Origin of the sequence: Streptomyces sp. TP-A0874 (assembly GCF_001748085.1) — a bacterium.
In the GTDB taxonomy this organism is placed as follows: domain Bacteria; phylum Actinomycetota; class Actinomycetes; order Streptomycetales; family Streptomycetaceae; genus Streptomyces.
In genome coordinates this window covers 745,137-770,494 of sequence record NZ_BBZK01000004.1, presented here as the reverse complement: position 1 = coordinate 770,494, position 25,358 = coordinate 745,137, and the positions used below count along the sequence as shown (strand labels likewise).

The 25,358-nt window shown below is 71.9% G+C and carries 19 protein-coding genes; 13 read left to right on the top strand and 6 right to left on the bottom strand.

Annotated features, from left to right (window positions below):
• The first annotated feature begins 66 nt into the window (after window positions 1–66).
• The 3 genes from BGP73_RS07405 to BGP73_RS07395 all read left to right on the top strand — a co-directional run bounded on the left by BGP73_RS07405 (window position 67) and on the right by BGP73_RS07395 (window position 2,304).
• A complete protein-coding gene (locus tag BGP73_RS07405; protein ID WP_079127317.1) occupies window positions 67–1,518 on the top strand; it encodes a sensor histidine kinase in 1,452 nt (483 codons plus the stop codon).
• Between the two features lie 85 nt (window positions 1,519–1,603).
• Window positions 1,604–1,864: a CopG family transcriptional regulator gene (locus tag BGP73_RS07400; protein ID WP_069812773.1), complete on the top strand. Its 261-nt coding sequence runs from the start codon at window positions 1,604–1,606 to the stop codon at window positions 1,862–1,864.
• Window positions 1,861–2,304, top strand: a complete 444-nt coding sequence (locus BGP73_RS07395) for a PIN domain-containing protein (RefSeq protein WP_069812771.1) — start codon at window positions 1,861–1,863, stop codon at window positions 2,302–2,304. Before BGP73_RS07400 ends, BGP73_RS07395 begins: the two co-directional genes overlap by 4 nt.
• 177 nt (window positions 2,305–2,481) lie before the next feature.
• On the opposite strand, the gene BGP73_RS07390 is transcribed toward BGP73_RS07395, so the two are convergent.
• The 3 genes from BGP73_RS07390 to BGP73_RS07380 form a co-directional block, all read right to left on the bottom strand.
• Window positions 2,482–4,197: an ABC transporter ATP-binding protein gene (locus tag BGP73_RS07390; protein WP_069812769.1), complete on the bottom strand. Its 1,716-nt coding sequence runs from the start codon at window positions 4,195–4,197 to the stop codon at window positions 2,482–2,484.
• Entirely contained in the window at window positions 4,194–6,038 is a 1,845-nt protein-coding gene (locus BGP73_RS07385) for an ABC transporter ATP-binding protein (RefSeq protein ID WP_069812767.1), read from the bottom strand. Before BGP73_RS07385 ends, BGP73_RS07390 begins: the two co-directional genes overlap by 4 nt.
• 136 nt (window positions 6,039–6,174) lie before the next feature.
• The gene (locus BGP73_RS07380; protein WP_079127316.1) at window positions 6,175–7,071 is read right to left on the bottom strand and encodes an alpha/beta hydrolase; all 897 of its coding nucleotides are present in this window, start codon (window positions 7,069–7,071) and stop codon (window positions 6,175–6,177) included.
• Window positions 7,072–7,188: 117 nt separating this feature from the next.
• Between BGP73_RS07380 and BGP73_RS07375 the strand changes: the two genes are divergently transcribed.
• From BGP73_RS07375 to mgtA, 3 genes are all read left to right on the top strand, one after another.
• Window positions 7,189–8,223, top strand: coding sequence for a helix-turn-helix domain-containing protein (locus BGP73_RS07375; RefSeq protein WP_069812766.1), 1,035 nt, complete (start codon window positions 7,189–7,191; stop codon window positions 8,221–8,223).
• A gap of 518 nt (window positions 8,224–8,741) precedes the next feature.
• Entirely contained in the window at window positions 8,742–9,101 is a 360-nt protein-coding gene (locus BGP73_RS07370; protein WP_069812763.1) for an ArsR/SmtB family transcription factor, read from the top strand.
• On the top strand, window positions 9,085–11,823 hold the full coding sequence (gene mgtA, locus BGP73_RS07365) for a magnesium-translocating P-type ATPase (protein ID WP_069813042.1): 2,739 nt from the start codon (window positions 9,085–9,087) through the stop codon (window positions 11,821–11,823). Before BGP73_RS07370 ends, mgtA begins: the two co-directional genes overlap by 17 nt.
• Window positions 11,824–11,927: 104 nt before the next feature.
• Here the strand turns inward: mgtA and BGP73_RS07360 are convergent, their stop codons facing one another.
• Window positions 11,928–13,433, bottom strand: a complete 1,506-nt coding sequence (locus BGP73_RS07360) for an LCP family protein (RefSeq protein WP_069812761.1) — start codon at window positions 13,431–13,433, stop codon at window positions 11,928–11,930.
• Window positions 13,434–13,585: 152 nt separating this feature from the next.
• Between BGP73_RS07360 and tatA the strand changes: the two genes are divergently transcribed.
• From tatA to BGP73_RS07335, 5 genes are all read left to right on the top strand, one after another.
• Window positions 13,586–13,867 carry a Sec-independent protein translocase subunit TatA gene (gene tatA / locus BGP73_RS07355; protein ID WP_069812759.1) on the top strand — a complete coding sequence of 94 codons (282 nt, stop codon included), beginning with the start codon at window positions 13,586–13,588 and terminating at the stop codon, window positions 13,865–13,867.
• A 315-nt stretch (window positions 13,868–14,182) separates the two neighbouring features.
• On the top strand, window positions 14,183–14,701 hold the full coding sequence (locus BGP73_RS07350; RefSeq protein ID WP_069812757.1) for a histidine kinase: 519 nt from the start codon (window positions 14,183–14,185) through the stop codon (window positions 14,699–14,701).
• A 339-nt stretch (window positions 14,702–15,040) separates the two neighbouring features.
• On the top strand, window positions 15,041–15,886 hold the full coding sequence (locus tag BGP73_RS07345; RefSeq protein ID WP_069812755.1) for a DUF4097 family beta strand repeat-containing protein: 846 nt from the start codon (window positions 15,041–15,043) through the stop codon (window positions 15,884–15,886).
• Window positions 15,887–16,119: 233 nt separating this feature from the next.
• Window positions 16,120–16,701: a TerD family protein gene (locus BGP73_RS07340; protein WP_069812752.1), complete on the top strand. Its 582-nt coding sequence runs from the start codon at window positions 16,120–16,122 to the stop codon at window positions 16,699–16,701.
• Window positions 16,702–16,791: 90 nt separating this feature from the next.
• Entirely contained in the window at window positions 16,792–17,553 is a 762-nt protein-coding gene (locus tag BGP73_RS07335; RefSeq protein WP_139134536.1) for a hypothetical protein, read from the top strand.
• A gap of 122 nt (window positions 17,554–17,675) precedes the next feature.
• Here BGP73_RS07335 and BGP73_RS07330 read toward each other — a convergent pair whose 3' ends face one another.
• Entirely contained in the window at window positions 17,676–19,316 is a 1,641-nt protein-coding gene (locus BGP73_RS07330) for a PucR family transcriptional regulator (protein ID WP_069812748.1), read from the bottom strand.
• A 261-nt stretch (window positions 19,317–19,577) separates the two neighbouring features.
• On the opposite strand from BGP73_RS07330, the gene BGP73_RS07325 reads away from it, so the two are divergent.
• Window positions 19,578–20,846, top strand: coding sequence for an NAD(P)/FAD-dependent oxidoreductase (locus tag BGP73_RS07325; RefSeq protein WP_069812746.1), 1,269 nt, complete (start codon window positions 19,578–19,580; stop codon window positions 20,844–20,846).
• A 294-nt stretch (window positions 20,847–21,140) separates the two neighbouring features.
• Here the strand turns inward: BGP73_RS07325 and BGP73_RS07320 are convergent, their stop codons facing one another.
• On the bottom strand, window positions 21,141–21,797 hold the full coding sequence (locus tag BGP73_RS07320) for a GntR family transcriptional regulator (RefSeq protein ID WP_069812744.1): 657 nt from the start codon (window positions 21,795–21,797) through the stop codon (window positions 21,141–21,143).
• 167 nt (window positions 21,798–21,964) lie between these two features.
• On the opposite strand from BGP73_RS07320, the gene BGP73_RS07315 reads away from it, so the two are divergent.
• On the top strand, window positions 21,965–25,330 hold the full coding sequence (locus BGP73_RS07315; RefSeq protein WP_079127286.1) for a molybdopterin-dependent oxidoreductase: 3,366 nt from the start codon (window positions 21,965–21,967) through the stop codon (window positions 25,328–25,330).
• The last annotated feature ends 28 nt before the right edge of the window (window positions 25,331–25,358 follow it).

Sequence of the window (25,358 nt, the reverse complement as noted above, 5' to 3'; positions counted from 1 at the left end):
ATCCTGCCGGGTTCGCCGGGCTCCCTGCGCCGCCGGCTGCTCCTGGGCGCCGCCGTGCTGGCCACGATGGCCGTCCTCGTCTCCCAGTTCATAGGCTTCACGGTCCTCCGGGCCTGGCTGATGGACCGGGTCGACCAGCAGCTCGCCGACTTCCACCCGCCCCGTCCCGCGTACGCGGCAGCGGTGCGGGGCGGCGGGCCCGATCAGCGGCCCGGCACTCTGCCCTCGGACTTCCACGTCTACTTCTACGACGCCTCCGGCCGCCGCATCGACAGCTCACTCGGCTCCGGTGCCCAGCCAGGGCCGCAGTTGGCGCACTCTTTCCACCATCTCCACCTGGGGGAAGGGCGGCCGGAGACGGTGGAGGCCATCGACGGGGACAGCCGCTGGAGAGTGCTGCTGAGCCCCGGTCCGGACGGCATGCACTCCGTTGTCGCCCTGCCGCTCGACACGGTGGACGGCGCCTCTGCCAAGATCCTCTGGATCAACGCGCTCCTGCTCGTCGTCACCCTCCTCGCCCTGCTCACCCTGGGGCGATGGGTCATCCGGCTCGGCCTGCTCCCGCTGACCCGCATGGAGCGCACCGCCGAACGCGTCGGTGCGGGACAACTCGACCTGCGGTTCCCCGACACCGAGCCCCACACCGAGATCGGCCGACTGGGAGGTGTGCTGAACAGCATGCTGGAACGGCTGCAGCGGGCGCTGTGGGAGCGAGAGGCGTCCGAGAACCGGATGCGGCGGTTCGTCGCGGACGCCGGTCACGAGCTACGCACCCCCCTCACCTCCATTCAGGGCTACGCGGAACTCGCCCTGCGACCCGAACCCCTCCCCGTAGAGCAACAGCGTGAGGGTAACCGGGTGATCGCGCGGAACGCGGAACGCATGAGCCTGCTCGTCGACGACCTCCAGCTCCTCGCCCGGCTGGACCGGGCGCCGTCGTACCGTATGGAGCCGGTCGACCTGCTCTCCGTTGCGGCGGAGGCGGTAAGCGCCGCCGCCCCGCACCGGGACGGCCATCCGGTCGACCTGGGCCCCTTGCCCAGCCCTGGAGGTGGTGACGAACTCGAGGTCGTCGAGGCCGACGGCCATGCCCACCGGCTGGCTCAGATCCTGGAGAACCTGCTCTCCAACGCTCGGGTCCACACCCCGACCGGCACTCGGGTGCACGTACGGGTGGGGGCGACGGTGGTCGGCGACGCCACCTGCGGCACCGATCGTCCCGGGCGCACCAGCGCCTCGCCGCCGCTGCCGACCGGCACGGCGGTAGGCGTCATCGAGGTGGCGGACGAGGGACCGGGCCTCGATGCTCGCGATGCGGAGCACGTCTTCGAGCGCTTCTACCGGGCCGATCGTTCCCGGTCCCGCGCCTACGGTGGAAGCGGCCTGGGCCTCTCCATCGCCGCCGCGATCGCCGAGAGGCACGACGGGCGGCTGGAACTCGACACCGCGCCGGGCGAGGGCTGCGTGTTCCGCCTGGTCCTGCCCATCCAGTCCACGGCGCAGCGGTCAGGCGGCTGACGCGCACGCATCCCCCACCCCCGGAGGCTGGAGCGGCGGCGTGCTCGAACATACATCAATCTGGTACATACGTTAGCCTTGGTACATGGCCATGAAGCGAACCAACGTCTACGCCGACCCGGAGGACCTCGCCATCATCAAGGAGGCGGCCAGGCGGCGCGGCATCAGCGAGGCCGAGATCATCCGCCAGGGCATCCACCTCGCGGCGATGGCCAACCGCGTCTGGGACGAGCCCCTCTTCTCCCGCACCTTCGAAGGATCCGGCCGCACCCCCGGCAAGCGTGAGGTCCGGGAGGCCGTCGCCGACGCGGTACAACGGGAGACCGGGACCGGAACCGCTGCGTGATCATCGTCATCGCGGACACCTCCGGACTCCTCGCGGCGCTCGACTCCACGCACCCCGAGCACCAGACGTCGAACGAAGCGATCATGGCCGCGGGGCTGCTGGTGATGTCCCCCCTGCTGCTGGCCGAGATCGACCATGTCGCCACCCGCGAGATCGGCCGTGAAGCGGCGCTCAGCGCGGTCGACGACATCCAGCACTGGATGCGCCGCGGTCGCGTCGTCGTCCCGGAGATCACCGAGGACCACCTGGGTGCCGCCCAGTCCGTGCGCGCCCGCTACCGCGATCTCGACCTGGACCTGGCGGACGCGGTGAACGTGGTCCTCGCCGCCGACTACGACACCGACGCCGTCCTCACCCTCGACCGCCGAGACTTCCGCGCCGTGCGCCCGCTGGGCCGCCACAAGGCGTTCCGGGTACTGCCCGACGACCTGCCCCTCTGAGTTCGGCGCGCCGCACCTCACCCCCCGGCCCCCTTGCCAGTGCCTCGTCGAGGGGCCGGACGGACCGCCGAACACGTGTCGTGCCGAGGCGTGGATCGTACGGCGATCTCCCTCCGGTGGACCGCGACCGCGGTGCCCGGGCGCTGGCCGCGACGGAGGGTCGACCAGCGTTCCGACTCACTCACTCGCTGCGGGTGTCATGGAGGCGCGCCAGAAATCGGCGTAGCGGCCACCGCGGTGCAGCAAGTCATCGTGGCTGCCTTCCTCCACGATCCGGCCGCCGTCGAGGAAGACGACATGATCGGCGCGCCGGACGGTCTGCAGCCGGTGCGCCACGGTCACCACCGTCCGGCCCCCCATCAGGTGCTCGATGCCCTCGTGCACGGCCACCTCGTTCACCGGGTCCAGTGCGGAGGTCACTTCGTCCAGCAGCACGACGGGCGCGTTCTTCAGCAGCGCTCGCGCGATCGAGACACGCTGACGCTCACCACCCGACAGCAGCGCCCCACCCTCACCGACATTCGTCGCCCATCCGTCGGGCAGCCGCTCGATCACCTCGTCCAGTCGCGCCGCGGTCGCTGCCGCCCGCACCTCGGCCTCCTCGGCGTCGGCACGCCCGAGGCGTACGTTCTCCTCGATCGTGCCGTCGAAGAGATAGACGTTCTGGAAGACGATGGCGACCCGGGCCATCAACACCTCGGTGCTGATCGCGCGCACGTCCACGCCCCCCACCCGCACCGCGCCCGCGTCCACGTCGTAGAACCGTGCGAGCAACTGCAGCAATGTGCTCTTACCGGCACCCGACGGCCCGACGACGGCCAGCCGCCGTCCCTCCGGCAGGGACAACGACACGCCGTCCAGCACCGTGTGACCGCCGTGCCGGAAGACGACGGAGTCGAACTCCAGGTCATGGCGTTCCGGCTGGACCGGTTCGGGAGCCTCCGGCAGGGGCTCGGTGCGCAACACCGCGTCGAGCTTGGCCAGTTCGGAACGTGCACCGCGGAGTTTGCCACCGACGTCCGACAGCGCCAGCAGAGGATCGGCGCACCGAGCGGCCAGTATCAGGATCGTCAGCACCTCGGCGGTACCGATGTTCCCGCCGAGCGCGAGGTAGGCACCCAGTACCAGCAGCAGGGTGAGCATCGCCTGTACCGCGAGTGTCAGGCCCACCGCACCGGGCAGCGTGGAGAGCGTGGAACGGCGGGACGCGCGCCGGACTTCACTCAGCGAGTCGTCGAGCAACCGGAAGTGTTCGCCCGTGCGACCACCGGCGCGTAGTACCGGCTGGGCCTGGAGGTACTCGATGACTCGTCCGGTGGCCTCGCGGTCGCGTTCGGCGCGCTCCACATCACCAGCGGCCGTCGAGCGTCCCGTCCAGAGCTGGATCGCCACCACCACCGGTACGCCCAGCAGTGCGGCCAGCCCCATCTGCCAGTGGAAGGCGAGCATCACGGCAACGATCGTCAGGGGAGTCACACAGGCGGAGACGAACGGTGCCAGCAGATGCGCGATCACGCTCATCGCCTGCAGGACGCCTCGACTGGCCAGGACGGACACCTCCCCGACGCGGCCCGCGCCGTACCAGCCGAGAGGCAGCCGGGCCAGGTGATCGCCGAGACGGTGATACAAGGCACGCAACAGACCGGCCCCGACGCGGAAACCGGACAGATCGGCGCTGTAACGCAGTACCGCGTAGACCGCGAAGGCGGCCGCGAACCCGGTGAGCCAGGGCCATGCGTCCGAGGGCGAGTTCCCGAACAGCGCGCGCAGTGCTGGAACCAGCAGTGCGTAGGACACCCCCTCGGCTACCGCGGTCGTCGTCAGCAGGGCCAGCGTGCGGCGCAACGGCCGGGCGTACTCGTCTCCCAGCACGCGCAGCAGCATGCGAATCATCGGGACTCGTCTCCTTGCGGTACGCCGTGGTCGGTCTTGGTCCCGTCGGCGACCGCCGACCGGTGGGATTGCCAGAAAGCGGCGAACCTGCCGTTCCGGGCCAGCAACTCGGCGGGTCTGCCGTGCTCGACGATCGCCCCGTCCTCCAACATCACGACGTTGTCGGCGTCGGCGACCGTCTCCAGCCGGTGGGCGATGACCAGGATCGTCCGATCGCTCCCCAGCGTCGCCAGTGCCTGGCGCACCGCCTGTTCGGTCTGCGGGTCGGCGAACGCGGTCGCCTCGTCGAGCACCAGCACGGGGGTGTCGGCCAGCAGTGCGCGCGCGAGCGTGACCCGTTGCGCCTCGCCGCCCGACAGTCCGGCGTCTTCACCGATCACCGACGCGTATCCGCGGGGCAGCTCGAGAATCCGGTCGTGGATACAGGCAAGTCGGGCGGCGCGCACCACATCGTCGAGTTCGGCGTCCGGTACCGCCAGCGCGATGTTCTCCGCGATCGAGGCACGCAGCAGGTGGACGTCCTGGAAGACGAACGAGACCATCCGGTAGAGGTTCCGGCTGCCGAGCTCACGCAGATCGACACCGCCCAGGAGAACGGAGCCCCGGGTCGGGTCGGAGAACCGCGGCAACAGCTGCACCAGTGTGGATTTCCCACTTCCCGACGGCCCGACGATCGCGGTGGTCGTCCCCGGTTCGAGCACCAGGTCGATCCCGCGCAGCACCTCGTGGTCGGGCTCGTAACCGAATCGGACGCCACGCAGCTCCACCCGGTGGCCCTGTGGCGCGGCCGGGTGCGCGGGCTCCGGCAGGGGCGGCACCTTGAGTACGTCCCGGATCCGGCCGACCGCGCGCCCGGCGGCCTGCATCTCGTCGAAGCCGTGGCCGAGGGCCGACACCGGAGCGGTCAGGCCCAGTCCGAGCAGCAGGAAGGGCAGCAGGTCAGCCGGGGCCAGGCCACCGCTCGTGATCAGAGACGCACCGCCGACCAGCACGACCAGCAGCACGAACGGAGGCGACAGCGCCAGCTGCATTCCCGCGGCGATCCCGGAGATGCCCCGCACCCACCGGTAGAAGACGTCGACGAAATCGTCCGTGGCCGTGAGGAACCTGCGATGGGCACGTCCGGACGTGCCAAAGGCCTTGACCACCGAGATGCCCTGCACGAACTCGACGACCGAACTCGAAATCCGTCCCATGGCCGCGTCGAACTCCCGCTGCTCACGCTCCCGGGTCGGAGTCATCATCAGGGGAATCAGCGCCACGGCCAGCACCACCGGGATCAGTGTGATCAGCGTGAGCCGCCAGTCGACGGTGAACAGGTAGATCAGCGACACCAGCGGCACCACGAACGCGGAGACGAGTTCGCCGGGTGTGTGGGCGATGAACGGGTGCACGGCACTGACGTCCTCCCCGACCACCTTGGTCAGCTCGCCGGTCCGGCGCCGGGAGAACCAGCCGATGGGTACGCGCCCCAGCCGCGCGGCCAGTCGCCGACGTAGCGTCAGTTGCACCTCTCCGTCGAGGATGTGTCCGATTCCGGACGACGCGGCCGTGAACAGCAGGCGGACGAGCATGCCGGCCGCCCCCGCGATCACGACGAACCAGACGCGATCGCGATCGATCGGCCCGGGCGCCAACAGGGTGCGCCCCAGTTCGACGATCGCCAGCAGCGGCGCCAGACCTGCGACGGCGCCGATCACCTGGAGGATCACGACGGCCGCGAAACGCCGGACATACGGGCGGAGCAGCAGCTCCTCGCTGTTCTGTCCCGTCACGGAATCGGCGTCCGATGGTGGTGCTGTGGACTGCTCCTCCGCCCGGGCGAGGTCGGCGGTGGCCATTACTCTCCTGTCCTTGTCGATTCCGTCGCGGCCAGCTGCGTGGTCGGGACGGTGGCGGTATTTCCTGAGCCCGGCGCCGACGGGGCGGATCGGCGGGTGGCCGCTCGCCGCCGTCGGTGCCGGGCTGGCCACGACCTCACTCGGCCAAGGCGCGCCGCAGGGCCGAGGTGAGTTCGGTGAGCTGCCGCTGAGAGACCTCGGCGGAGAGGATGGCCAGGGATCCGTGGAAGGTGCCGGGCCACTGGTGCAGCTCGACCGACACGCCCGCCTGAAGCAGGCGCAGCGCGTAGTCGATGGCCTCGTCGCGGAGCGGGTCGAACTCCGCGGTGGCGATGTAGGCGGGTGGCAGGCCGGACAGATCGGTTGCCCGGGCGGGGGCGGCGTACTGCGTGGCGGGCGCGGAGCCCAGGTAGTACTGCCAGACTTTGGTGATCGTGTGGCGGTCGTGCCCGGGTGAGTCGGTGAAGTGCCGCTGCGACCAGGTCTGTTGCCGGTCGTCGAGCCCCGGCTGGTTGAGCAGCTGGAAGTGGATCGGCGGCCCCTGCTGGTCACGCGCCCGCAACGCCACGGCGGCCGCGAGCCCCGCGCCGGCACTGTGCCCTGCGACGGCGATACGCCGCGGGTCGATGCCGAGTTCGGCCGCGTGCTCGGCCGTCCAGGTCAGTACGGCGTAGGCGTCGTCCAGTGCGGCCGGGAACCGGTGCTCGGGGGTCCGGCGGTAATCCACCGTGATCACCACCGCGCCGGAGCCGGCCGCGATCCGGGCGGCGAACGGGTGCTCGGAGTCCAGGTCGCCCATGACGAGTCCGCCGCCGTGCAGCCAGACGATGGCGCCCTGGGCCTCGTGCGGGCGGTAGATCCGCACCGCCACATCGGGATCGGCGGGCACCGTACGGTCCTCGATCTCCATGCCGGTGGTGTCCGGTGCCGGACTCGCGGCGGCACGCTCGGCGTAGCGCTTGCGGTCGGCGACCGGATCCGTCAGGTCGATCCGGGGGATGAAAGGGATGAACGCTTCGAGTTCGGGGTTCATGACGACCATCCTCACCGCCGGCACGCACGGGTTCATCCGCCATCCGTCGGGCATCCCGGCCGGACCGCGCACCGATCGGCGCTCCTCCTCTCCCGGGCGTGGCCCTATCCTTCTGTCATGGAAGCCCTGGCTGTACGGCTGTCGGGCATGGACTCGTACGTCGAAGGCGTGGTCCGTGTCGTCGCGTTCTACGACACACTGATGCGCCGCCGGGTAGACCTCCCGACGCTCGCCCGGGCCACTGCGGGCCTGGCCGAGTGCGTGGCCGGCATCAGGCTGCACGGCACCGGGCGAGCGATCCGCATCGCACCCGACGGCAGAGAGGCGTCCGCCCCGCCGTCACCCCGCTCCACCACGACGCCGATCACCCTTGACGAGGAGGAGATCGGCACGGTGTGGTTGGAACGCTCCGGTCCGCCGAGTCCGCTTGACGAAGTACTGCTGGACCGGCTCGCCATCGCCGCCGCGGCGGTCGCCGAGCGGTACGGCCCGGCCCGAACCACCATGGCAGATCCCGCTCTGGTCGAGCTCGTGGTCAGTTCCGACAGTGATGAGGCGGCCAGAGCCCGGGCGTTGCGGCTCCTGGGTTTCGCCGCCGACCTGCCCGTCCGCGTCGCCGCCGTACGCTCACGGCTTCCGCTCGACCAGGTCGGCGGCCTGCTCTGCCCGGCCCGCCCGGTGAAGGCGGCCCCCCTCGCCGACGTGGGGGTCGTCCTGGCGACCACCATCGCCCCGACCCGGTTCCCAGCAGGTGTACGTGCCGGCATCGGCGCCGCGGACAACCCCGCTCGTGCCTGGCGTGAGGCCCGTATCGCCCTTCGCTTCAGCACCCCGCGTCGGCCGGTCGTCCGCTACGACGCCCTGGGCGCTTTGGCCCTGCTGGCCGAGGTGCCCCAGGAAGTCGTGCGGGACAACGCCGACGTGGCCGCGATCGACCGACTCGCCGGCACCCCGGAGGACCTGGAGACCCTGGACGCCTACTGCGCCACCGGCTCCCTGCGCCGGGCCGGCGAGATGCTCCACCTGCACCACAGCAGCATCGCCCGCCGACTCGAACAGATCGGCAAGGCCCTGGGGATCGAACTCACCGAGCCCACCGGCCTGACCCGCGCCCAGCTCGCCCTCGCCACCTGGCAGCTGCTGAACGGCTGATCCGTACCCAGGCGCCTCGGGAGCCCCGTACATCGGGACGAGGCGAACCTCGCCCGACGCGGGACCGGAGACGGTGGTGAAGCGCCGGCCGGCCTCGCCGCTCGTGCGGGCAAGGTGGCGGAGGTAGCGGGAAGCCACCGGGGAGAGCCCGAGCTGAGCCAGGACCAGCTGCGAAGGCCTCAAAAGGTTGTCCCGTAATCCCTGGTGGATCAGCACACGGCGTCAGATGCGGTGCATCGCAAGGCGGAGGGACATCCCGATACTGGGCGTATCGGGATGTTCCGACAACGCGGCGAGGTGCCGTAGCTGACGCCGTGCGCCCATCAGGGATTACGGGACAACCCTAAGGCCGTCTCCGCTGTCCGAGGGTGGGCCGTGGGTGGCGGCGAAGTCCCCCGGAGCGCGCACTTAGACTGGGCGATCGCGGGCCTGGGCATCGCAGGGCCAGGCCACCGCGGGACCGGCCCCCTGCGGTGAAGAGGCCGAGGTCCCAGGCCCAGACGGACGGGAGAGCAACGGTGCGGTCAGACGTCGGTGGCTTCGAGGACCCGTCTGCCGAGGTGCTGGCGGAGGCTGCCGCGGCCTTCGGACTGCTGGCCTCGCCGATGCGGCTGCACATCGTCTGGGCGCTGGCGCAGCGCGAGAGCGATGTGAGCGGGCTCGCCGAGCGGGTGGGCGGTGCGCTGCCGGCGGTGAGCCAGCACCTCGCCAAGCTGAAGCTGGCCGGGCTGGTGCGGTCACGCCGCGAGGGCCGGCGGGTGGTGTATCTCGTCGACGACCCCGATGTGGTGAGTGTGGTGCGGTGGCTGGTCGAGCGGTTGAGCGAGCGTGCCGGGGACGCGACCGCACCGGGACGCGCGCGTGCTCTGGGCTCCTGAGTCCGCCGCGGAGCCCCGGACCCGGAGAACCGCCGCCTCGGGCAGCCCGGCTCGTGGCTCCCGGGCGGCCGAAGTCCTTCCAGGGCCGGGGTCCCCGGAGGGGGACGCCGTATCCGAGCTGACCGGGCTCACACCGCTGGAAGTGCTGCGACGGCTGGACAGCGGGCCGCGGGGGCTGACCGAGTCGCAGGCCGAGGAACGCCTGGTCCGGTACGGCGAGAACGTCCTCGCCGGGCAGCGCCCCGTCTCCTGGCCGCGGCGCTTCCTCTGGAGCCTGCGGGACCCGTTCACGATGGTGCTGCTCTGCCTCGGCCTGGTGTCCGCGGCCGTCGCCGCCTGGGGTACCGCCTGTGTCACCACGGTGCTGGTCGTCGTCGGCTGTGTTCTCCGGTGCCGGGGCGAGTACCGGGCCGACCGGTCCATGGAGGCGCTGCGCGAACTGGTCGCCACCACGGCGACCGTGCAGCGGCGGACGGCCCCCGGATCGGCTCCGGTGCCCCGGGAGATCCCCGTCGACCAGCTGGTACCGGGCGATGTGATCCGGCTCGGCCCGGGTGACCTGGTGCCGGCGGATGTGCGGCTGCTCCGCGCCTCCGGGCTCACCGTGCATCAGGCGGCGCTCACGGGGGAGTCCGCGCCCGTGCCCAAGCACCCGCTCGACGGGCCCGGAGACCCGGAAACGGCGTTGTTCGGGCAACCACACCTGTGCTTCCAGGGCAGCAGTGTGGTCTCCGGCAGCGGAACCGCCGTCGTCGTGGCCACCGGTGGCCGTACCCGACTCGCGGCCGCGCACCCCGGCCGGCGGCGGCAGCGGCGCGACACCGCGTTCGACCGCTCGGTACAGGGGATCTCCTGGATCCTGATCCGGTTCATGGTGGTGACCCCGCCGCTGGTGCTCGTGGCCAACGCGGCGTTGCGCGGGCGGGGTCTGGAGATGCTGCCGTTCGCCGTCGCGGTGGCCGTCGCTCTCACCCCCGAGATGCTGCCGGTCATCGTCACCACCACGCTGGCCCGGGGCGCCGCGCTGCTCGCCCGGAGCCGGGAGGTGATCGTCAAGCGGCTGCCCGCGCTGCACGACCTGGGCGCGGTCGACATCCTCTGTGTGGACAAGACCGGGACCCTCACCCAGGACCGTCCCGTCCTCGACCGCTGTTTCGACGCGGCGGGCGACGACGCCCCCGAGGTGCTGCACTGGGCAGCCGTCAACAGCCTCTGGACGCTCCAGCTCGCGGACGTACCCACTCCGGACGCCCTGGACGAGGCGATCCTGGATGCCGCCGCGGCCGGCGACTCCGCCCGGGCTCACGGCGGCGACCTGCTGGAGTACGACGGCGTGGCCGCGCTGCCCTTCGCCCCCGCGCGCCGGATCGCGACGGCGGTGGTGGGCAGAACGGACCGTGCGGGGGTACACACGCTGGTCGTCAAGGGCGCCGTCGAGGACGTGCTGGAGCGGTGCGCCCGGCTGCGGAGCGGCGGCCGCGACGAGGAGATGGACACCGCCGCGCGGGAACGCCTCTGCCGTACGGCCCAGCGGGAGGCGGCCGGCGGGCTGCGTCTCCTCGCGGTCGCGCTCGCCGAGCGCCCGGCCTGCCTCGGCTCGTACACGCCCGCCGACGAGCGCGGACTGACGTTCATCGGTTTCCTGGGGCTGCGCGACGCGACCGTGGAGAGCGCGGCCGAGGCGCTGGCCGCACTCGCCCGCAGCGGAGTCACCGTCAAGGTGCTCACCGGCGACCATCCGGGCACGGCCGCGCGGGTCTGCCAGGAACTGGGCCTCGATCCCGGGCCGGTGGTCACCGCCGACCGGCTCGACGGCCTGACCGACACCGAACTGGTCGAACTGGCCGAACGCGGCTCCGTCTTCGCGCGGTGCGGCCCCGAGCACAAGGCGCGTGTCGTCAGCGCACTGCGCGCGGGCGGGCACACCACGGGCTTCCTCGGCGACGGCATCAATGACCTGCCGGCGCTGCACGCCGCCGACGTCGGGATCTGCCCACGGGACGGAGTGGACGTGTCCCGGGAGGCGGCCGACATCGTCCTGGCGGCGAAGGACCTCACCGCGATCGACCATGCGATAGCGACCGGGCGTCGGAGCACCGGCAACATCGTCTCCTATCTGCGCATCACGCTCTCCTCCAACCTGGGAAACGTCATCGCGATGCTGGCGGCCGGACTGCTGCTGCCCTTCCTGCCGATGCTCCCCGCGCAGGTCCTGGTGCAGAACCTCTGTTTCGACGCCGCCCAACTCGCCCTCGCCTACGACCGTCCCGCCCCAGCCGCGCTCCGCGCCCCCTCCCGGCTGCGGCCGGCGGACTTCGTCCGCTTCATCACCCGTTTCGGCATCATCAACGCCGCCGCCGACCTCGCCACCTTCGCGGTCCTGGTGCTCGCCGTCCGGGGAGCGGCCGAGCCGGGCGGCGAGGCGGTCTTCCACGCCGGCTGGTTCACCGAGAACCTGCTCACCCAGGCGTTGGTGATGCTCCTGCTGCGGGCCGGTCGCCGTACGGCCGAGGGCCGGAGGCCGAGCGTGATCGGGCTCGCCGCCGCCGCGCTCGCCGCCATCGGCATCCTGCTGCCGCTCTCCCCGCTCGGTGCGTCCTTGGGTCTGGTGGCTCTCCCGCCCGTCTACTACCTGCTGCTCGCGGTGGTCCTCGCGCTGTACGGAGTCGGCCTGGCCGCGGCGAAGGCGCACTACGACGAGCACCGCCCGGAGCGCAGGTAGCGGACCGGCCGGGGCGGTCCGGCCGGGGTGACCGCAGCGGCGGTGGGGAGCCGGGGTCCCGCTCGGGCACGGGCGGCTGCGGTGCTTGCTCGGGGTACGCCACCTCAGCCGTACGAGATGTCGGAGCACAGGTCGTCGTCGGCGGAGCGGACTCCGCCGGAGCTGCCTGACGGGTCGTCGGGTGCCGCCGTGCCCGGGGCGGTGCCGCCGGTGGCGGGAGAGTCCGCGTAGGCCGACCCCACGGTGACGGTGATCCCGGGGGCGGCGGTCTGCCTCAGTCGCGCACCGGGGAAGAGTCGGGCCACGGACTCCGCCCGCTCCTGCTCGCCCGGGCCGTGCTCGATCAGAGTGTCGGTGTGGTCCTGGGAGGCGGCGTTCCCGGTGCCGCTGACGGAGAATCCGGACCCCCGCAGCTCCTCGGCGGCGCGGCCGGCCAGCCCCTCGACCATGGTGCCGTTGTGGACGGATACCTCGACGCCCTCACCCGAGACCGGGGCGGAGACGGAAGGGTCGGGCGACTTGGCGTTCCCGCCCCTGGCGTCCTCGCCGTCGATGGTCCGGTCGGCCTTGAGGGCCGCCCACAATGCGTCGGCCTCGGGCTGGACGATCTCCACCCGGGCGCCCCGGTAGCGCCAGGGGACGGTGACGAACTTGGTGTCGTGCAGGTCGATTTCCTTCAGCGACATCGCGAAGGAGAGTAGCTTGTCGGCGGAGCCGAGCCCCGGGTCGACGGTGAGGGACCGGGTGGCGGCGTCGGCGAGCGGCAGCAGGGTGGTCGGGTTGAACCCCTGCGACTTGATCTTCTTGACCAGACTGGCGACGAAGGCCTGCTGGCGCTGGATCCGGCCGATGTCGGAGCCGTCGCCGATGCCGTACCGCACTCGCACGTAGTCCAGCGCCTTCTGCCCCGAGACCGACTGCTGCCCCTTCTTGAAGACGCGCTGGCCGCGCGAGCCCAGGTTGGGGTTGATATCGCCCTCGTAGACGTCCTGGGGCAGGCAGACGGGCACGTCACCGACCGCCGACGTCATCTCCGCGAAACCCTCGAAGTCGACGACGACGGTGTGGTCGACGCGCAGACCGGTCAGCTGCTCGACGGTGTTCTGGGTGCAGGCCGGGTTGCCCTCGGGCGTGAGCCCCACCGAGAACGCGGAGTTGAACATGGCGGCCGTCTGCGGCTCGCTCCAGGTGCCGTCCGGAAGCGCGCACCTGGGGATGTCCACCAGGGTGTCCCGTGGGATCGACACGGCGACGGCGTGCTTGCGGTCCCCGTGGACGTGCAGCAGGAACGCGGTGTCGGAGCGGCCCACGTCACCGTCGCCGCCGCCCAGTTCGCCGTTGCCGCCGGAGCGCGAGTCCGATCCGATGACCAGGACGTTCTGGCCGCCCTCGCCGCTCGGCGGGCGGTCGCCGCTGATCCCGTCGGCGTCGAACGTCGTGATGTTGCCGTTGAGCCGGAGGTAGACCCAGCCGACGCCCGCGGTGAGAAGCACGGTGGTCGATATCGCTATCGCCGCGGCGGTCCGCCCGCGGCTGCGCCTCCGCCGCCGGCTACGGGTCTTCCCACCGCCCGGGTGGCGGGCGGACGCCGGCTGTTGGCTGCCTGTCATGTGTGCGCCTTCGCTGAGCGTGGTCTCGAAGGGGAGGGGGCGCCTCACACCTTGGTTGTATAGTTGCGCAATATAGCAATTCTCGTCCGGGCGGCGAGGCCTCCGGGGCCGGCGGTCCGGTGACAGGCCCGACAAGGAAAGGTCGGTCGATCATGCTCCGCAACGCTCTGCAGCCCTGGCACCTGCTGATCGTCGTGCTCGTCATGGTGGTGCTGTTCGGATCCAAGAAGTTGCCGGACAGCGCCCGTGCGCTGGGCAAGTCGCTGCGGATCCTCAAGAGTGAGGCCAAGGCGATGAAGGACGAGGACGCGCCGCATTCGGCCTCGACCGAGCAGCCCGGATACGAGTCGGGTCCCGAGTCGGGGGAGCGGGAGAACCCGCGCCTGAGCCGCGGCGGGTCCGAGGGGGGAGGGGCGGGTGCGGGCGGCGGGTGAGGCCGCCGCCGGGGCGACCTCGCCGGGTGGTGGGAAGTCGTGACGGTCGATCTCGGATGGTGGCTGGGTCGAGGTCCGGTGCGGGAGTCGCCTCCTGTGGTGCTGGGTGACGCCATGATGTGCCAGGAGTGGCACTTCAGTGGCGTCTTCTCTTTCCGTAGCTGCCGCCGGGTTCGGTTACGCGGGTGGGCAAGGCGCTGGCGTGGGGATTATTTAAACCGCATCGTTACAGGTTGGGTGGTGGTTCGGAGAAGGGTGCCAGTGGTTCGGGTCTGGCCCTTGCGGATGGCGCCATAGTGGTGCCACCATAGCGCTATGGACCTCACGCCGTATGTCGAAACTCTCCGCCGTGAACTCGCGGTGGCCGCCGAAGCCGGCGGGGAGGAAGCCCGCGAACTGGCCGATCGGCTCACCGCTCCGCTGGAGTCGGCGACCCGCCTGGCCATGCTCCATGTGCTCTCCGCCGCGATGGACGAGATCACCCGCGAACTCGCCCCCGGCTCGGTGGATGTGCGGCTGCGGGGTCTGGACCCCGACTTCGTGGTGACCCCGCCGCCCGCCGACGGTGGCCCCATGGAGCAGCCGGCCGAACCCGTCGAGCCGCTCAAGGCGCAGGCACCCGCTGACGGGGGCGAGGGCGGCACCGCCCGCGTCAATCTGCGCCTGCCGGCCCACCTCAAGACGCGCGCCGAGGAGGCCGCGAGCCGTGAGGGCCTGTCGGTCAACGCGTGGCTGGTGCGGGCCGTGTCGGCCGCGGTCGGCGGCGGCACACGACCGCGTGTGACCGAGCAGGCCCGCGCCTTCGGGCAGAGCTTCACGGGCTGGGTGCGCTGAGCGCTGCCCCGTGGTCCCTGGTGCCGTGCGCCCGCCGGGGATCGCGGGGACAGCGCTCAGGTCCTCTCCTGGTGGATCTTCGGGCGACGGCAGCGCGCTGCGTCACCGCGGTGCGCGAGTGCGACCGAGTGCGAGCCGGACCCGGCGCCTCGCGGTGCTGCCCACCGTCCTGAACGGGCGTCGGAGGCGCCCTCATCGTCAGACGCCTCGGCCTGATCCACGGAGACCCGAACGAGACGGCGCAGCGCCAGTCCGCTTCACCTTCACCCGCGGTCCACCTCGCGTCCCACCGGGGCGGACCCGGACTCAAGCCCCAAGACCCAAGAGGACGGTACAGCCATGCCTTCTTTCGACACTCCCGAACCCGTCTCGGTGACCGCACACGTGTCCGCCGGTTCCGTCCGGTTCGTCGCGGGCGACCGCCTGGACACGGTCGTCGAGGTGCGGCCCCGCGACCCGAAAAGGGACCAGGACCTGCGGGCGGCCGAGCAGACCGAGGTCGGCTACGCGGACGGCGTCCTGACCGTCAGGACGCCCAAACAGCGCAACCTCATCGGGCGGACCGGCACCGTCGACGTGACCGTCGAACTGCCCGCGGGCTCACACGTCGACATGACCGGCGCCTGGGCCCAGGTGCTCGGCGAGGGCGTACTCGGCGAGGTCCGGGTGAAGATCCCGGCCGGTGACGTCCGCCTCGACACCACCGGCCCGCTGCAACTGAAAGCGATGCACGGCTCAAGCAGCATCGACCGGGTCGAAGGCCCGGCGGAGATCACCGCCAGCACCGGCAACGTGCGCGTGGGGGTCGTCGACGGCCCCGCCGTCCTGAAGAACTCGCACGGCACCATGACCGTCGGGGCCGTGACCGGGGAGCTGCGGGTGAGCAGCGCCAACGGCGGCATCGACGTCGCGTGCGCCGAGGCGTCGGTCATCGCCACCACGACCAACGGACATCTGCGCGTCGCCGAAGTCGCGAGGGGGGAGGTCCAGTTGAACACCTCGAACGGCTCCATCGAGATCGGCGTCAGGGAGGGCGTCGCGGCCTGGCTCGATGCCAAGTCCAGCCGGGGGCAGGTGCGCAACACCCTTGCCGCGTCCGAGGCCCCGGGGCAGGACGAGGGGGCCGTCAGGGTTCGCGCCCGGACTGCTTGGGGAAATATCGACGTGCGCCGCGCCCGTCCCTGACCGCCATCCCTCCACGGGGGCTTCCCGCTTGCCGCGGGGGCCGTTCCGTCCACCGCTCGATGACACCTGTCGGCCGTTGGCGCCTCGCCCGGTCCTTCGCGGCTGATACTTGAGGTATTGCGCAATCTGTGAATGATAATGCTGCCTGTCACGTTGGAGCAGGGGGGTGGGACGGCCGGCCGCGCCGCCCGCTCCCCCAGCGCACAGGTAGCACCGCAAGGAGAAGAAGCCACATGGGCGTGAGCCTCGCCAAGGGCCAGAACGTCGTGCTGAACCAGGACGGCACTCCGCTCGCGGACGTAACCGTCGGTCTCGGCTGGGACGCCCGGTCCACCGACGGCGCGGACTTCGACCTCGACGCGTCCGCGCTCGTCTGCGGTCCGGACATGAAGGTCCTCTCCAACGGACACTTCGTCTTCTACAACTGCCTGGCCAGTCCCGACGGAGCGGTGCGGCACACCGGTGACAACCTCACCGGCGAGGGCGAAGGCGACGACGAGCAGATCCTCGTCGACCTGGATCGGCTCGGCGGGAGGGTCTCGCAGGTGGTCTTCGCCGTCTCCATCCACGACGCAGAGCGGCGGGGGCAGGACTTCGGTCAGGTCGAGGAGGCATTCATCCGCGTGGTGGACAACCTCACGGGCCGAGAGATGTGCCGATACGAACTCTCCTGCGACGCCGCCGGGGAGACCGCGATGGTCTTCGGTGCCCTCTACCGGCGCACCGGGGAGTGGAAGTTCCGGGCCATCGGCAGGGGTTGTGAGGGGGGTCTGGCCGGTATCGCGGCGGAGCACGGCGTGGCCGTCGGTCCCTGACCTCGGATACGAGGGCCGAGGGCGGGCAGGGGAAACGGATGAACCAGGGTGAGTTTTGAGCGGGGGGAACTAATGAACAGTCCGGAGTACGTGAGTGCCGAGGACCGGGGCGCCTACGAGCGCGTCCTGAACCGGGCGCTGAACACGACGGAGATCACGACGGCGCTCCGGCGCACGTCCGAAACCACCGGCGCGGAGCGGTTGCGCAGCCAGGCTTCCGCCGCGGCCGAGGACATCGCGGCCACCGCCCGAGCCGAGTACGACACCTATCGACGGCTCTCCGCCGCGGCCACCGGTCGCGCCGGGCCCCGCGGGCTGCGGTCCGTGGCAGCGGCCCCGGTGCGGCCAGGCAGCAGTGGATGGCCCGCGGTGCTCGGCGTGCTGGTGCCCAGCCTGGCGGCCGGAGCGGCGGCCGTGCTCCTGCTGCTCGGGTACGGTCTGCGGCTCGGGGGAGCACTGCTCCCGCTCGCCGGGCAGTTGCTCACGGCGGGGTGGACGGCAGTGGTCATCGCGGCGGTCTCCGGGCTCGGCGGCCTCGTGGCCCTGCTGGTGTTGGCGTCCCGCAACCGCTCGGTGACCGGCGAGGGACGACTCCCCGAGCGGGACCCGGAGGTGGCGCGAGCCCGTGAGGCGTGGGAAGAGGCGTTGTTGGAGCGCGGGCTGATGCCGTTCCTGCGTGCCCGGATCCAGGAGGACCAGGCCCACGACGTGAGTTCGGAGCAAAGGTCGCGGCCGGGCTTCACCGCGCCCGACTACAGCGCGCCGGAGTACGGCAGTGCCGACTTCGCCAGCCCCGACTACGCGAGCCCCGACTTCAGCAGTCCGGATTTCGAGGGCCCCAACAGGGAGTAGCCGGCCACCGGGACGAGCGCGGCACCGGACCCGCGAGGTCTCCCGCGTGGCGCGGGGCGCGGGGGAACGGCAGCTCACGCCGCGACGGCCCCGGGAGCGGCGTATGGCCGGGGCGAGTCGGGTCAGGGGCCGGGAGGCTCCCCGGCCGGCGGTGTCTCGCCCATCGCGGCGAGTTGCAGCCGCAGAGCCAGCCGAGCCCGGGGCGAGGAGAGGTCCACCGCGACCGCCTCCTCGAGTTTTCGCAGCCGGTAGCGGAGGGTGTTGGGGTGGACCCGGAGTACCTCGGCGGCGCTGCGCGGATCGCCGAAGTGGTCGAGCCAGGCCGCGAGGGTCGGGAGATACGGAGTGCCGTGCTCCGCGTCGTGTGAGCGCAGGGCGGCGAGCGGCCCGCCGAGCAGACCCGTGTCGACTCCGACGGCAGCGCTGGCGCGCTCGACGACCACGGCGTCCCAGGCGTTCTCCAGCAGCACCGTCCCGGTGCCCTCCGGGAGAGGAAGTCGCCCGGCGGCGAGCAGGCGGTGCAGTTCGACGGCTTCCGCCATGGAGCGCGGCAACTGGTCGGCCGAGCGGGCCGGACCGCCTGCCACGACGGACAGTCCGGGATCGTGCGAACGCACCTCGGTGAGCACATGCCTCAGCCAGTCGAGAGTGCCCGCCTCCGCTCCGGCCGAGGCACCGGTCGCCACCCGCCGTGCGTCCCGGGGCACCTCGGTGACCAGGCCGAACAACCGTCCGTCCAGGTCGGTGAGGAGGGGCTGCTGCCAACCGAAGCGGCGGGCGATCGACTCCCACAGGTCCAACCGTCCGCGGACGTCCTCGTTCCCCCCGGGTGTGCCGAAGGCCACCACTCGCCAGGGGCCGGCCGGCAGTCCGGGGTCCGCTTCCCGCCCCGGGGTCGGAGCGGTGCCCTCACGCAGCGCCACCCGCAGTTGTTCGGCCGACACCCGCCGGGCGATACCGGCCTCCGCGCGGAGTCGCAGCAGGTGCAGGGCGAGGACGGAGGCGACATCGCCGAGTTTCCGGATCCGCTCGGCGGGGACGGGCGCTCTGACCACGGCCCAGATGGAGCCGAGCCACTCGCCGCCGGCCCGCACCGGAATGATCAGTCTGGGCAGCGTGCCGTCAGGGCCGGCGGGGGTCCAGACGGGGTCGTTGGAGCGGGCGAGCCTTCGGAACACGCCGCTGGCCCGGAAATGGGTGAGCGTCTCCGGGGGGACCCGTCGCCCCACGATGGTGGAGACCCGTGCGGGGTCGGTCGTGTCCTGCCGTGCGGAGTAGGCGAGCACCCGCGACTGCGCGTCCTCCACGGTCACGGGGGCGTCGATGATCTCCGCCGCCGCGTCGGCGAGGGCGAACAGGTCGCTGTGCGGGCCGGGGGCGCCCAGGTAGCTGGTGTCGGGGGCGGAGGCCCGGTCGATGACCCCCCGCAGCAGCCAGACGACGTGCGCCCAGGAGGTGTGCGGCTGCAGTTCGACCAGGGCGGGGCCTCCGAGCCGCCGCGCGGTGCGCGCCACCTGCGGGTCGCTCGCGACGGGGCCCTTGAGGACGACGCCCCCGGCCGCCGCCCCGGCGGCCCGCTTCAGCAGATCGAGTGCTCCGGGCCGGTCCGTCACACCCACGCCCAGCACGAGTTCCCCCGGCTGACCCGCTGCGTCGCCGGGCTCGGCCAGGGCGACGTCGTGCACCTCGGCGTCCCGGCCCGGGGCGACCGTGTGGAGGAGGCCGGAGCCCAGGGAGTCCACGAGGTCGGTGACGGTGATCAAGGCCGTTCCCCGGCGGAGCGGTCCGCCGCCTTCCGGCAGGGGGCCGTCCAGAGCCCGGCGGAGCGCATCGGCGGCGCGGCGGCGCGGCGGGCTGCGGTAGGGGATACGGGGGTGCTCACGATCCCCATTGTGCCTGAGGTGATAGTGCGCAGCGCATCATGAGCCGTGGCCGTATTGGCCTGCCCGCACAAAGACAATCGGGCCGGCCGGTATCACCATCGGAGGTGCCGCTACTCAAAGAACCGAAGAAGAGGTCCCCCCATGGCTCATCCTCCCTCGCCCGTGAACCCGGGCCCCAGCCGTGTCGCCGTCGTCGGCGCGGGCATGGTCGGACTCTCCACCGCCTGGTTCCTGCAGGAGCGGGGCGTCAGCGTCACCGTCCACGACCGCCGGGGGGTGGCCGCGGGCGCCTCCTGGGGCAACGCCGGATGGCTGACCCCCGGCCTGGCGACGCCGCTGCCCGAGCCCTCCGTCCTCACCTACGGGGTGCGGGCGGTGCTCAGCCCCTCTTCTCCGGTCTACGTCCCGCCGAGCGCCAACCCGAACCTGCTCAGGTTCCTCGCGAAGTTCGCCCGGAACAGCACCGCTTCCCGGTGGCTGCGGGCGATGCGCGCCCTCGTCCCCATCAACGGCCTGTCGCTGTCGAGCTTCGACACGCTGGTCGACGGCGGTGTGGCGGCGGAGACCCTGGAGGCCAAGTCCTTCCTCGCCGCCTACCGGACGGCCGCGGAGCGCCGGGTGCTGCTGGAGGAACTCGAGCAGATCCGGGCCGCCGGACAGACCATGGAGTTCGAGGTCCTCGACGGCGACGAGGCCAGGGAGGTCGAGCCGTCCCTGTCGGACGGGATCGGCGCGGCGATCCGGCTGCACGGCCAGCGGTACATCGACCCGGGGCGTTTCGTGCACGCGCTCGCCGATGCGGTCCGCGCCCGGGGCGGGGAACTCCGGGAGGGTGTGGAGATCGCCGATGTGCGGGACGCGGCGGCCGGCGTCACCGTCCTCACCGGTACCGGCGGCTCGGAGCAGTACGACGCGGTGGTGCTGGCCACCGGGACCTGGCTCGGCCGCCACGCCAGGAAGTTCGGGGTGCGCTCCGTGGTGCAGGCGGGGCGTGGCTACAGCTTCAGCGTGCCGATGGAGCACGTGCCCTCGGGTCCCGTCTACTTCCCCGCCCAGCGCGTTGCCTGCACTCCGCTCGGCGATCGTCTGCGGGTCGCCGGGATGATGGAGTTCCGCAAGCCGGAGGCGCCGCTGGACGCCCGCCGGATCAGGGCGATCGCCGAGTCCGCGCGCCCGCTGCTGCGCGGGGCCGACCTGGACGCCCGTCAGGACGAGTGGGTCGGCTCCCGCCCGTGCACCACCGACGGACTGCCGCTGATCGGGGCCACCCGTTCACCGCGGGTCTTCGCCGCGGGCGGACACGGCATGTGGGGTGTCACCCTCGGCCCGGCCACCGGGCAACTGCTCGCCGAGACGATCGTCACCGGCGAACGTCCCCCGCAGTTGGCGCCGTTCGACCCGCTGCGCTGACCGGCCGGGTCACCGGGACGCGGTAACCACTGGGCCGCTGGGACGACCGGGCTGCTGGGACGACTGGCGGGCGGGAGCACGATGACGGCTCCCGCCCGTTGCCGTACCCCCGAACGCCTCCGGTCGGCGGTCGGTCGATGGCGGGTCCGTGCACGGGCGGGTGCGGTCCCCCTGCGAACAGGGGAGCGGGTGAAGTCCTCGGGCGGGGCAGCGGACTTCACCGAAGCCGCCGACCGCCGGGAGCCTCGTCGGGTGCCTCGGGGATCGACCGGCCTCGACTCGGGGCAGACCGACTCAGGTGGCGTCCGCGGCGGGGGTCGAAGCCGGCACCGCCCCGGCCCACTCGCCTCTGATGTGGTCGAGGTGGCGGGCCATGATCCGCTCGACAGCCGCGGCGTCCCGCGCGAGCAGGGCGTCGAGGATCTCGAAGTGCTCCGGCGCGGTCTGCTGCAGAGTTCCCTGTTCGGCCAGGGCGTTGACGCCGTAGAGACGCGTCTGGTCCCGGAGTTGCGCGATGGTGTCGACCAGACGGCTGTTGCCACCCAACGCCAGCAGACCGAGGTGGAACCGGCGGTCCGCCTCAAGGAACACGGAGACATCGCCGCGGCGGGCAGCCTCTTCGATCTCCGTGGCGACCGGACGGAGCGCTTCGATGTCCTCGTCGCGCGCCCGGTCGACCAGCGCCACGACCCCGGGGATCTCCAGCATGCGGCGCATTTCGCCGATCTCGTCGAGGTCGTGCTCGCTGATCGGCACGATCCGGAAACCGCGGTTGCGCACCGGCTCCAGGATGCCCTGGTTGACCAGGGTGAGCATGGCCTCCCGTACCGGGCTGTTGGACACCCCCAGACGGGTCGCCAGCGCCGAGGCCGAGTAGATCTCGTTCGGCCGGATCTCCCCGGAGACGATCGCCTGCCGCACGATCACCAGTGCCTGATCCCGCAGACTCACCCGCTGTAGTCGCTGCACCGCCACCGCCTCCGTTTCCCACCCTCTTGACACTGTGCGTCGGCGGTTCGCATACTACCGGGCACCGCTGAGCGGTAATCGATTACCCATTACGCAAGGTCTGACGTCGAGCTTCCTCCCTCCTCCTCCGCACGTAAAGGACCGGGACCGTGCCAGCTGAGAAAAAGCGCGGATACTGCACCCTGTGTCGATCACGCTGCGGTGCGGTCTACACCGTCGAGTCCGGACGGATCACCGGCGTCGCCCCGGATACCAGCCATCCGACCGGCACCGCGCTCTGCCCGAAGGGCCGCGCCGCCCCGGAGATCGCGCACAGCACCCGGAGGCTGACCAGCCCGCTGCGCCGCACCCGTCCCAAGGGCGCCGACGACCCCGGCTGGGAGGAGATCGGCTGGGACGAGGCGATGGCCCTGATCGCCGAGCGGTTCTCCGCCATCCGCGACCAGAGCGGAGCGGAGGCCATCGCCTTCGCCGTCACCTCGCCCAGCGGGACTCCGATGTCGGACTCCATCGAGTGGGTTGAGCGCTTCATCCGCCGCTTCGGCGCCTCGAACACCTGCTACGCCACCGAGATCTGCAACTGGCACAAGGACTTCGCGCACGCCTTCACCTTCGGCAGCGGCCAGCCCACCGCCGACTACGCCGCCACCGACCTCGCGGTGCTGTGGGGGCACAACCCCGCCAAGACCTGGCTCGCCCAGGCGGTGGCGCTCCGCGACGGACAGGAGCGGGGGGCCCGCCTCGCGGTCGTCGACCCCCGCCGCTCGACCAGCGCCCGGGACGCCGACCACTGGATGCGGATCCGCCCCGGCACGGACGCCGCCCTCGCGCTGGGAGTCGCCCGTCACCTGCTGCACAACGACCGCTACGACGAGGCCTTCGTCCGCTCGTGGACCAACGGACCGCTGCTGGTCCGCGAGGACACCGGGGAGCATCTGCGGGCGCGCGAGCTGGACCCCGAGGCGCCGGACGCCTTCGTCGTCTGGGACCTGGCCACCGGCGGCCCCCGCTTCTACGAAACCCGTGGCCGCGCCGAGCGTCCCCAGGACTTCGCACTCCGCGGGGAGTTCACGGTGGCGGTGCCGGGCGGGCGGTCCGTACGGGTCCGCCCCGCCTTCGACCGCTACGCCGAGGCCTGCGAGCCCTGGACACCGGCCCGAACCGCACGCCACACCTGGATCCCCGAAGCGGAACTACTCGCGTTCGCCGAGGAGTTCGCCGCCGCCGGCAGCGTGGCCTACCACTCCTGGACGGGGGTGGGCCAGCACGGCAACGCGACCCAGACCGAGCGGGCGATCGCCACCCTCTACGCGCTCAAGGGCTGCTACGACGCCCCGGGCGGCAACCTGGTCCTGCCCAAGGTCCCGGTCAACGCCGTCACCTCGCTCGACGAGATGGCGCCCGAGCAGCGGGCCAAGACCCTCGGCCTGGCGGAACGCCCGCTCGGCCCTCCGGCCACCGGCTGGGTCACCGCCCACGACCTCTACAACGCGATGCTGGACCACGTCCCCTACCGGGTGCGGGCGCTGATGGGGTTCGGCGCCAACCTGCTGGTCTCGCAGCCCGACCCGGAGCGTGGTCGCAGCGCCCTGCGGGCGCTCGACTTCTACGTGCACTGCGACCTGTTCATGAACCCCACGGCTGAGCAGGCCGACATCGTCCTGCCGGTGAACAGCCCGTGGGAGCGCGAGGCCCTAAAGATCGGCTTCGAGATCAACGAACGCGCCCAGGAGCTGGTGCAACTGCGGCAGCGGATGGTCGAGCCGGTCGGCGCGTCCCGTTCCGACCTGGAGATCGTCTTCGAACTGGCCTGCCGGCTGGGGATGGGCGCCGACTTCTTCGACGGCGACATCGAAGCCGCCTGGAACCACGTCCTCGAGCCCACCGGGCTGACCGCCGCGGAGCTGCGGGGCGCCCCGGGCGGCATCCGGGTGCCGCTGCGGACGGTGCACCGGAAGTACGGCGAACCGGCCGCCGACGGGACCGTCACCGGCTTCGCCACGCCCAGCCGTCGGGTCGAGCTGTACTCGCCCCAACTCGCCAGGGCGGGCCACCCGGGGGCTCCGGACGCCGGATCGGTAGACGAAGAAACGTTTCCGCTACTGCTGACCAGCGCCAAGAGCGGCTATTTCTGCCACAGCCAGCACCGTGCCGTCTCCTCGCTCCGGCGCAAGCACCCCGATCCGACGGTAGAGGTCGCGCCCGAACTGGCCCGGCGGCGCGGCTTCACCGAGGGCGACCGGGTCAGGGTGACCACCGAGCACGGCGCCCTCCGGATGCGCGCCGTGCTGGCGCCGGATCTCGATCCGCGGGTGGTGGTGGCCGAGTACGGCTGGTGGGAGGCGGCGCCGGACCTCGGACTGCCCGGTGCCGACCCGGTGACGGGGGGAGTCAACTTCAACGCGGCCGTCGCGGGTAGGCCGGCCGACCCGGTGAGCGGATCACTCCAGATGCGCGGTGTCGCCTGCGACGTGGCGGCGGAGGCCGGGGCCGGACGCCAGGCGCCGGACGGCACCCGTCGGTTCACCGTCGTGGAGACGGAGGAACGCGGACGGGACGTGGTCGAGCTGCGGCTGCGTCCGGTCGACGGCGGCCCCGTCCTTCCGCACCGGCCCGGCCAGTACGTGGCGGTGGCGCTGAGCGGAGTCCAGGGAGCGGCCGAGGTGACCCGTTCCTACTCCCTCACGGGCGCCCCGGGCGAGGAGCACTCGATCGCCGTACGCCTGCTGCCCGACGGAGCGGCCTCCACCCACATCCACACCGAGCTGCGGGTGGGCGACACCGTGGCGCTCAGTCCGCCCACCGGCGCTTTCACCCTTCCCGTCGACGCCCCGTTCCCCGTCGTGATCATGGCTGCCGGGGTAGGCATCACCCCGTTCCTGAGCCAGCTCGCCGAAATCGCCCGCACGGACAGCGCTGGGGGACGGATCACCGTCCACAAGGGCGACCGAGGCGGCGATGACATCTGCTTCGGAGCGCGGATGCGGCACTTCGCCGCCGAGATCCCCAGGATGCGCCTGGTACGCCACCTGAGCAGCCCGGGCCCCGGCGACCTGGTCGGGCGCGACTACGAACGCGCCGGACGGGTTTCGGCGGAGTCCGTCGCCCAAGAGGACATCGACGAGCGGGCCCGCTTCTACCTCTGCGGCCCGGACGCGATGATCCGCGAGGTGACGGACGGGCTCGTGGCCCGCGGCGTGCCGCGCGTCGAGATCTTCTCCGAGCGGTTCGCACCACCGCCCCGGGCCATCCCCACCGGAGACGCACGGCACACGGTCACCTTCCGGGCCTCGGGCGCGACCCTGACCTGGACCCCCCAGGACGGTCCGCTCCTCGACCTCGCCCAGCGCAACGGCCTGCGGCTGCCCAGCGGATGCCGTGTCGGCCAGTGCGAGAGCTGCGCGGTACGGGTGCTCTCCGGAGCCGTCGCCCACCTCACCGATCCGCCGGACACCGGCGACGCCTGCCTGACCTGTCAGGCCGTCCCGGCGAGCGACCTCGTCCTGGACGCCTGACCTCTGAGTGAAGCACCGACCAAGGAGA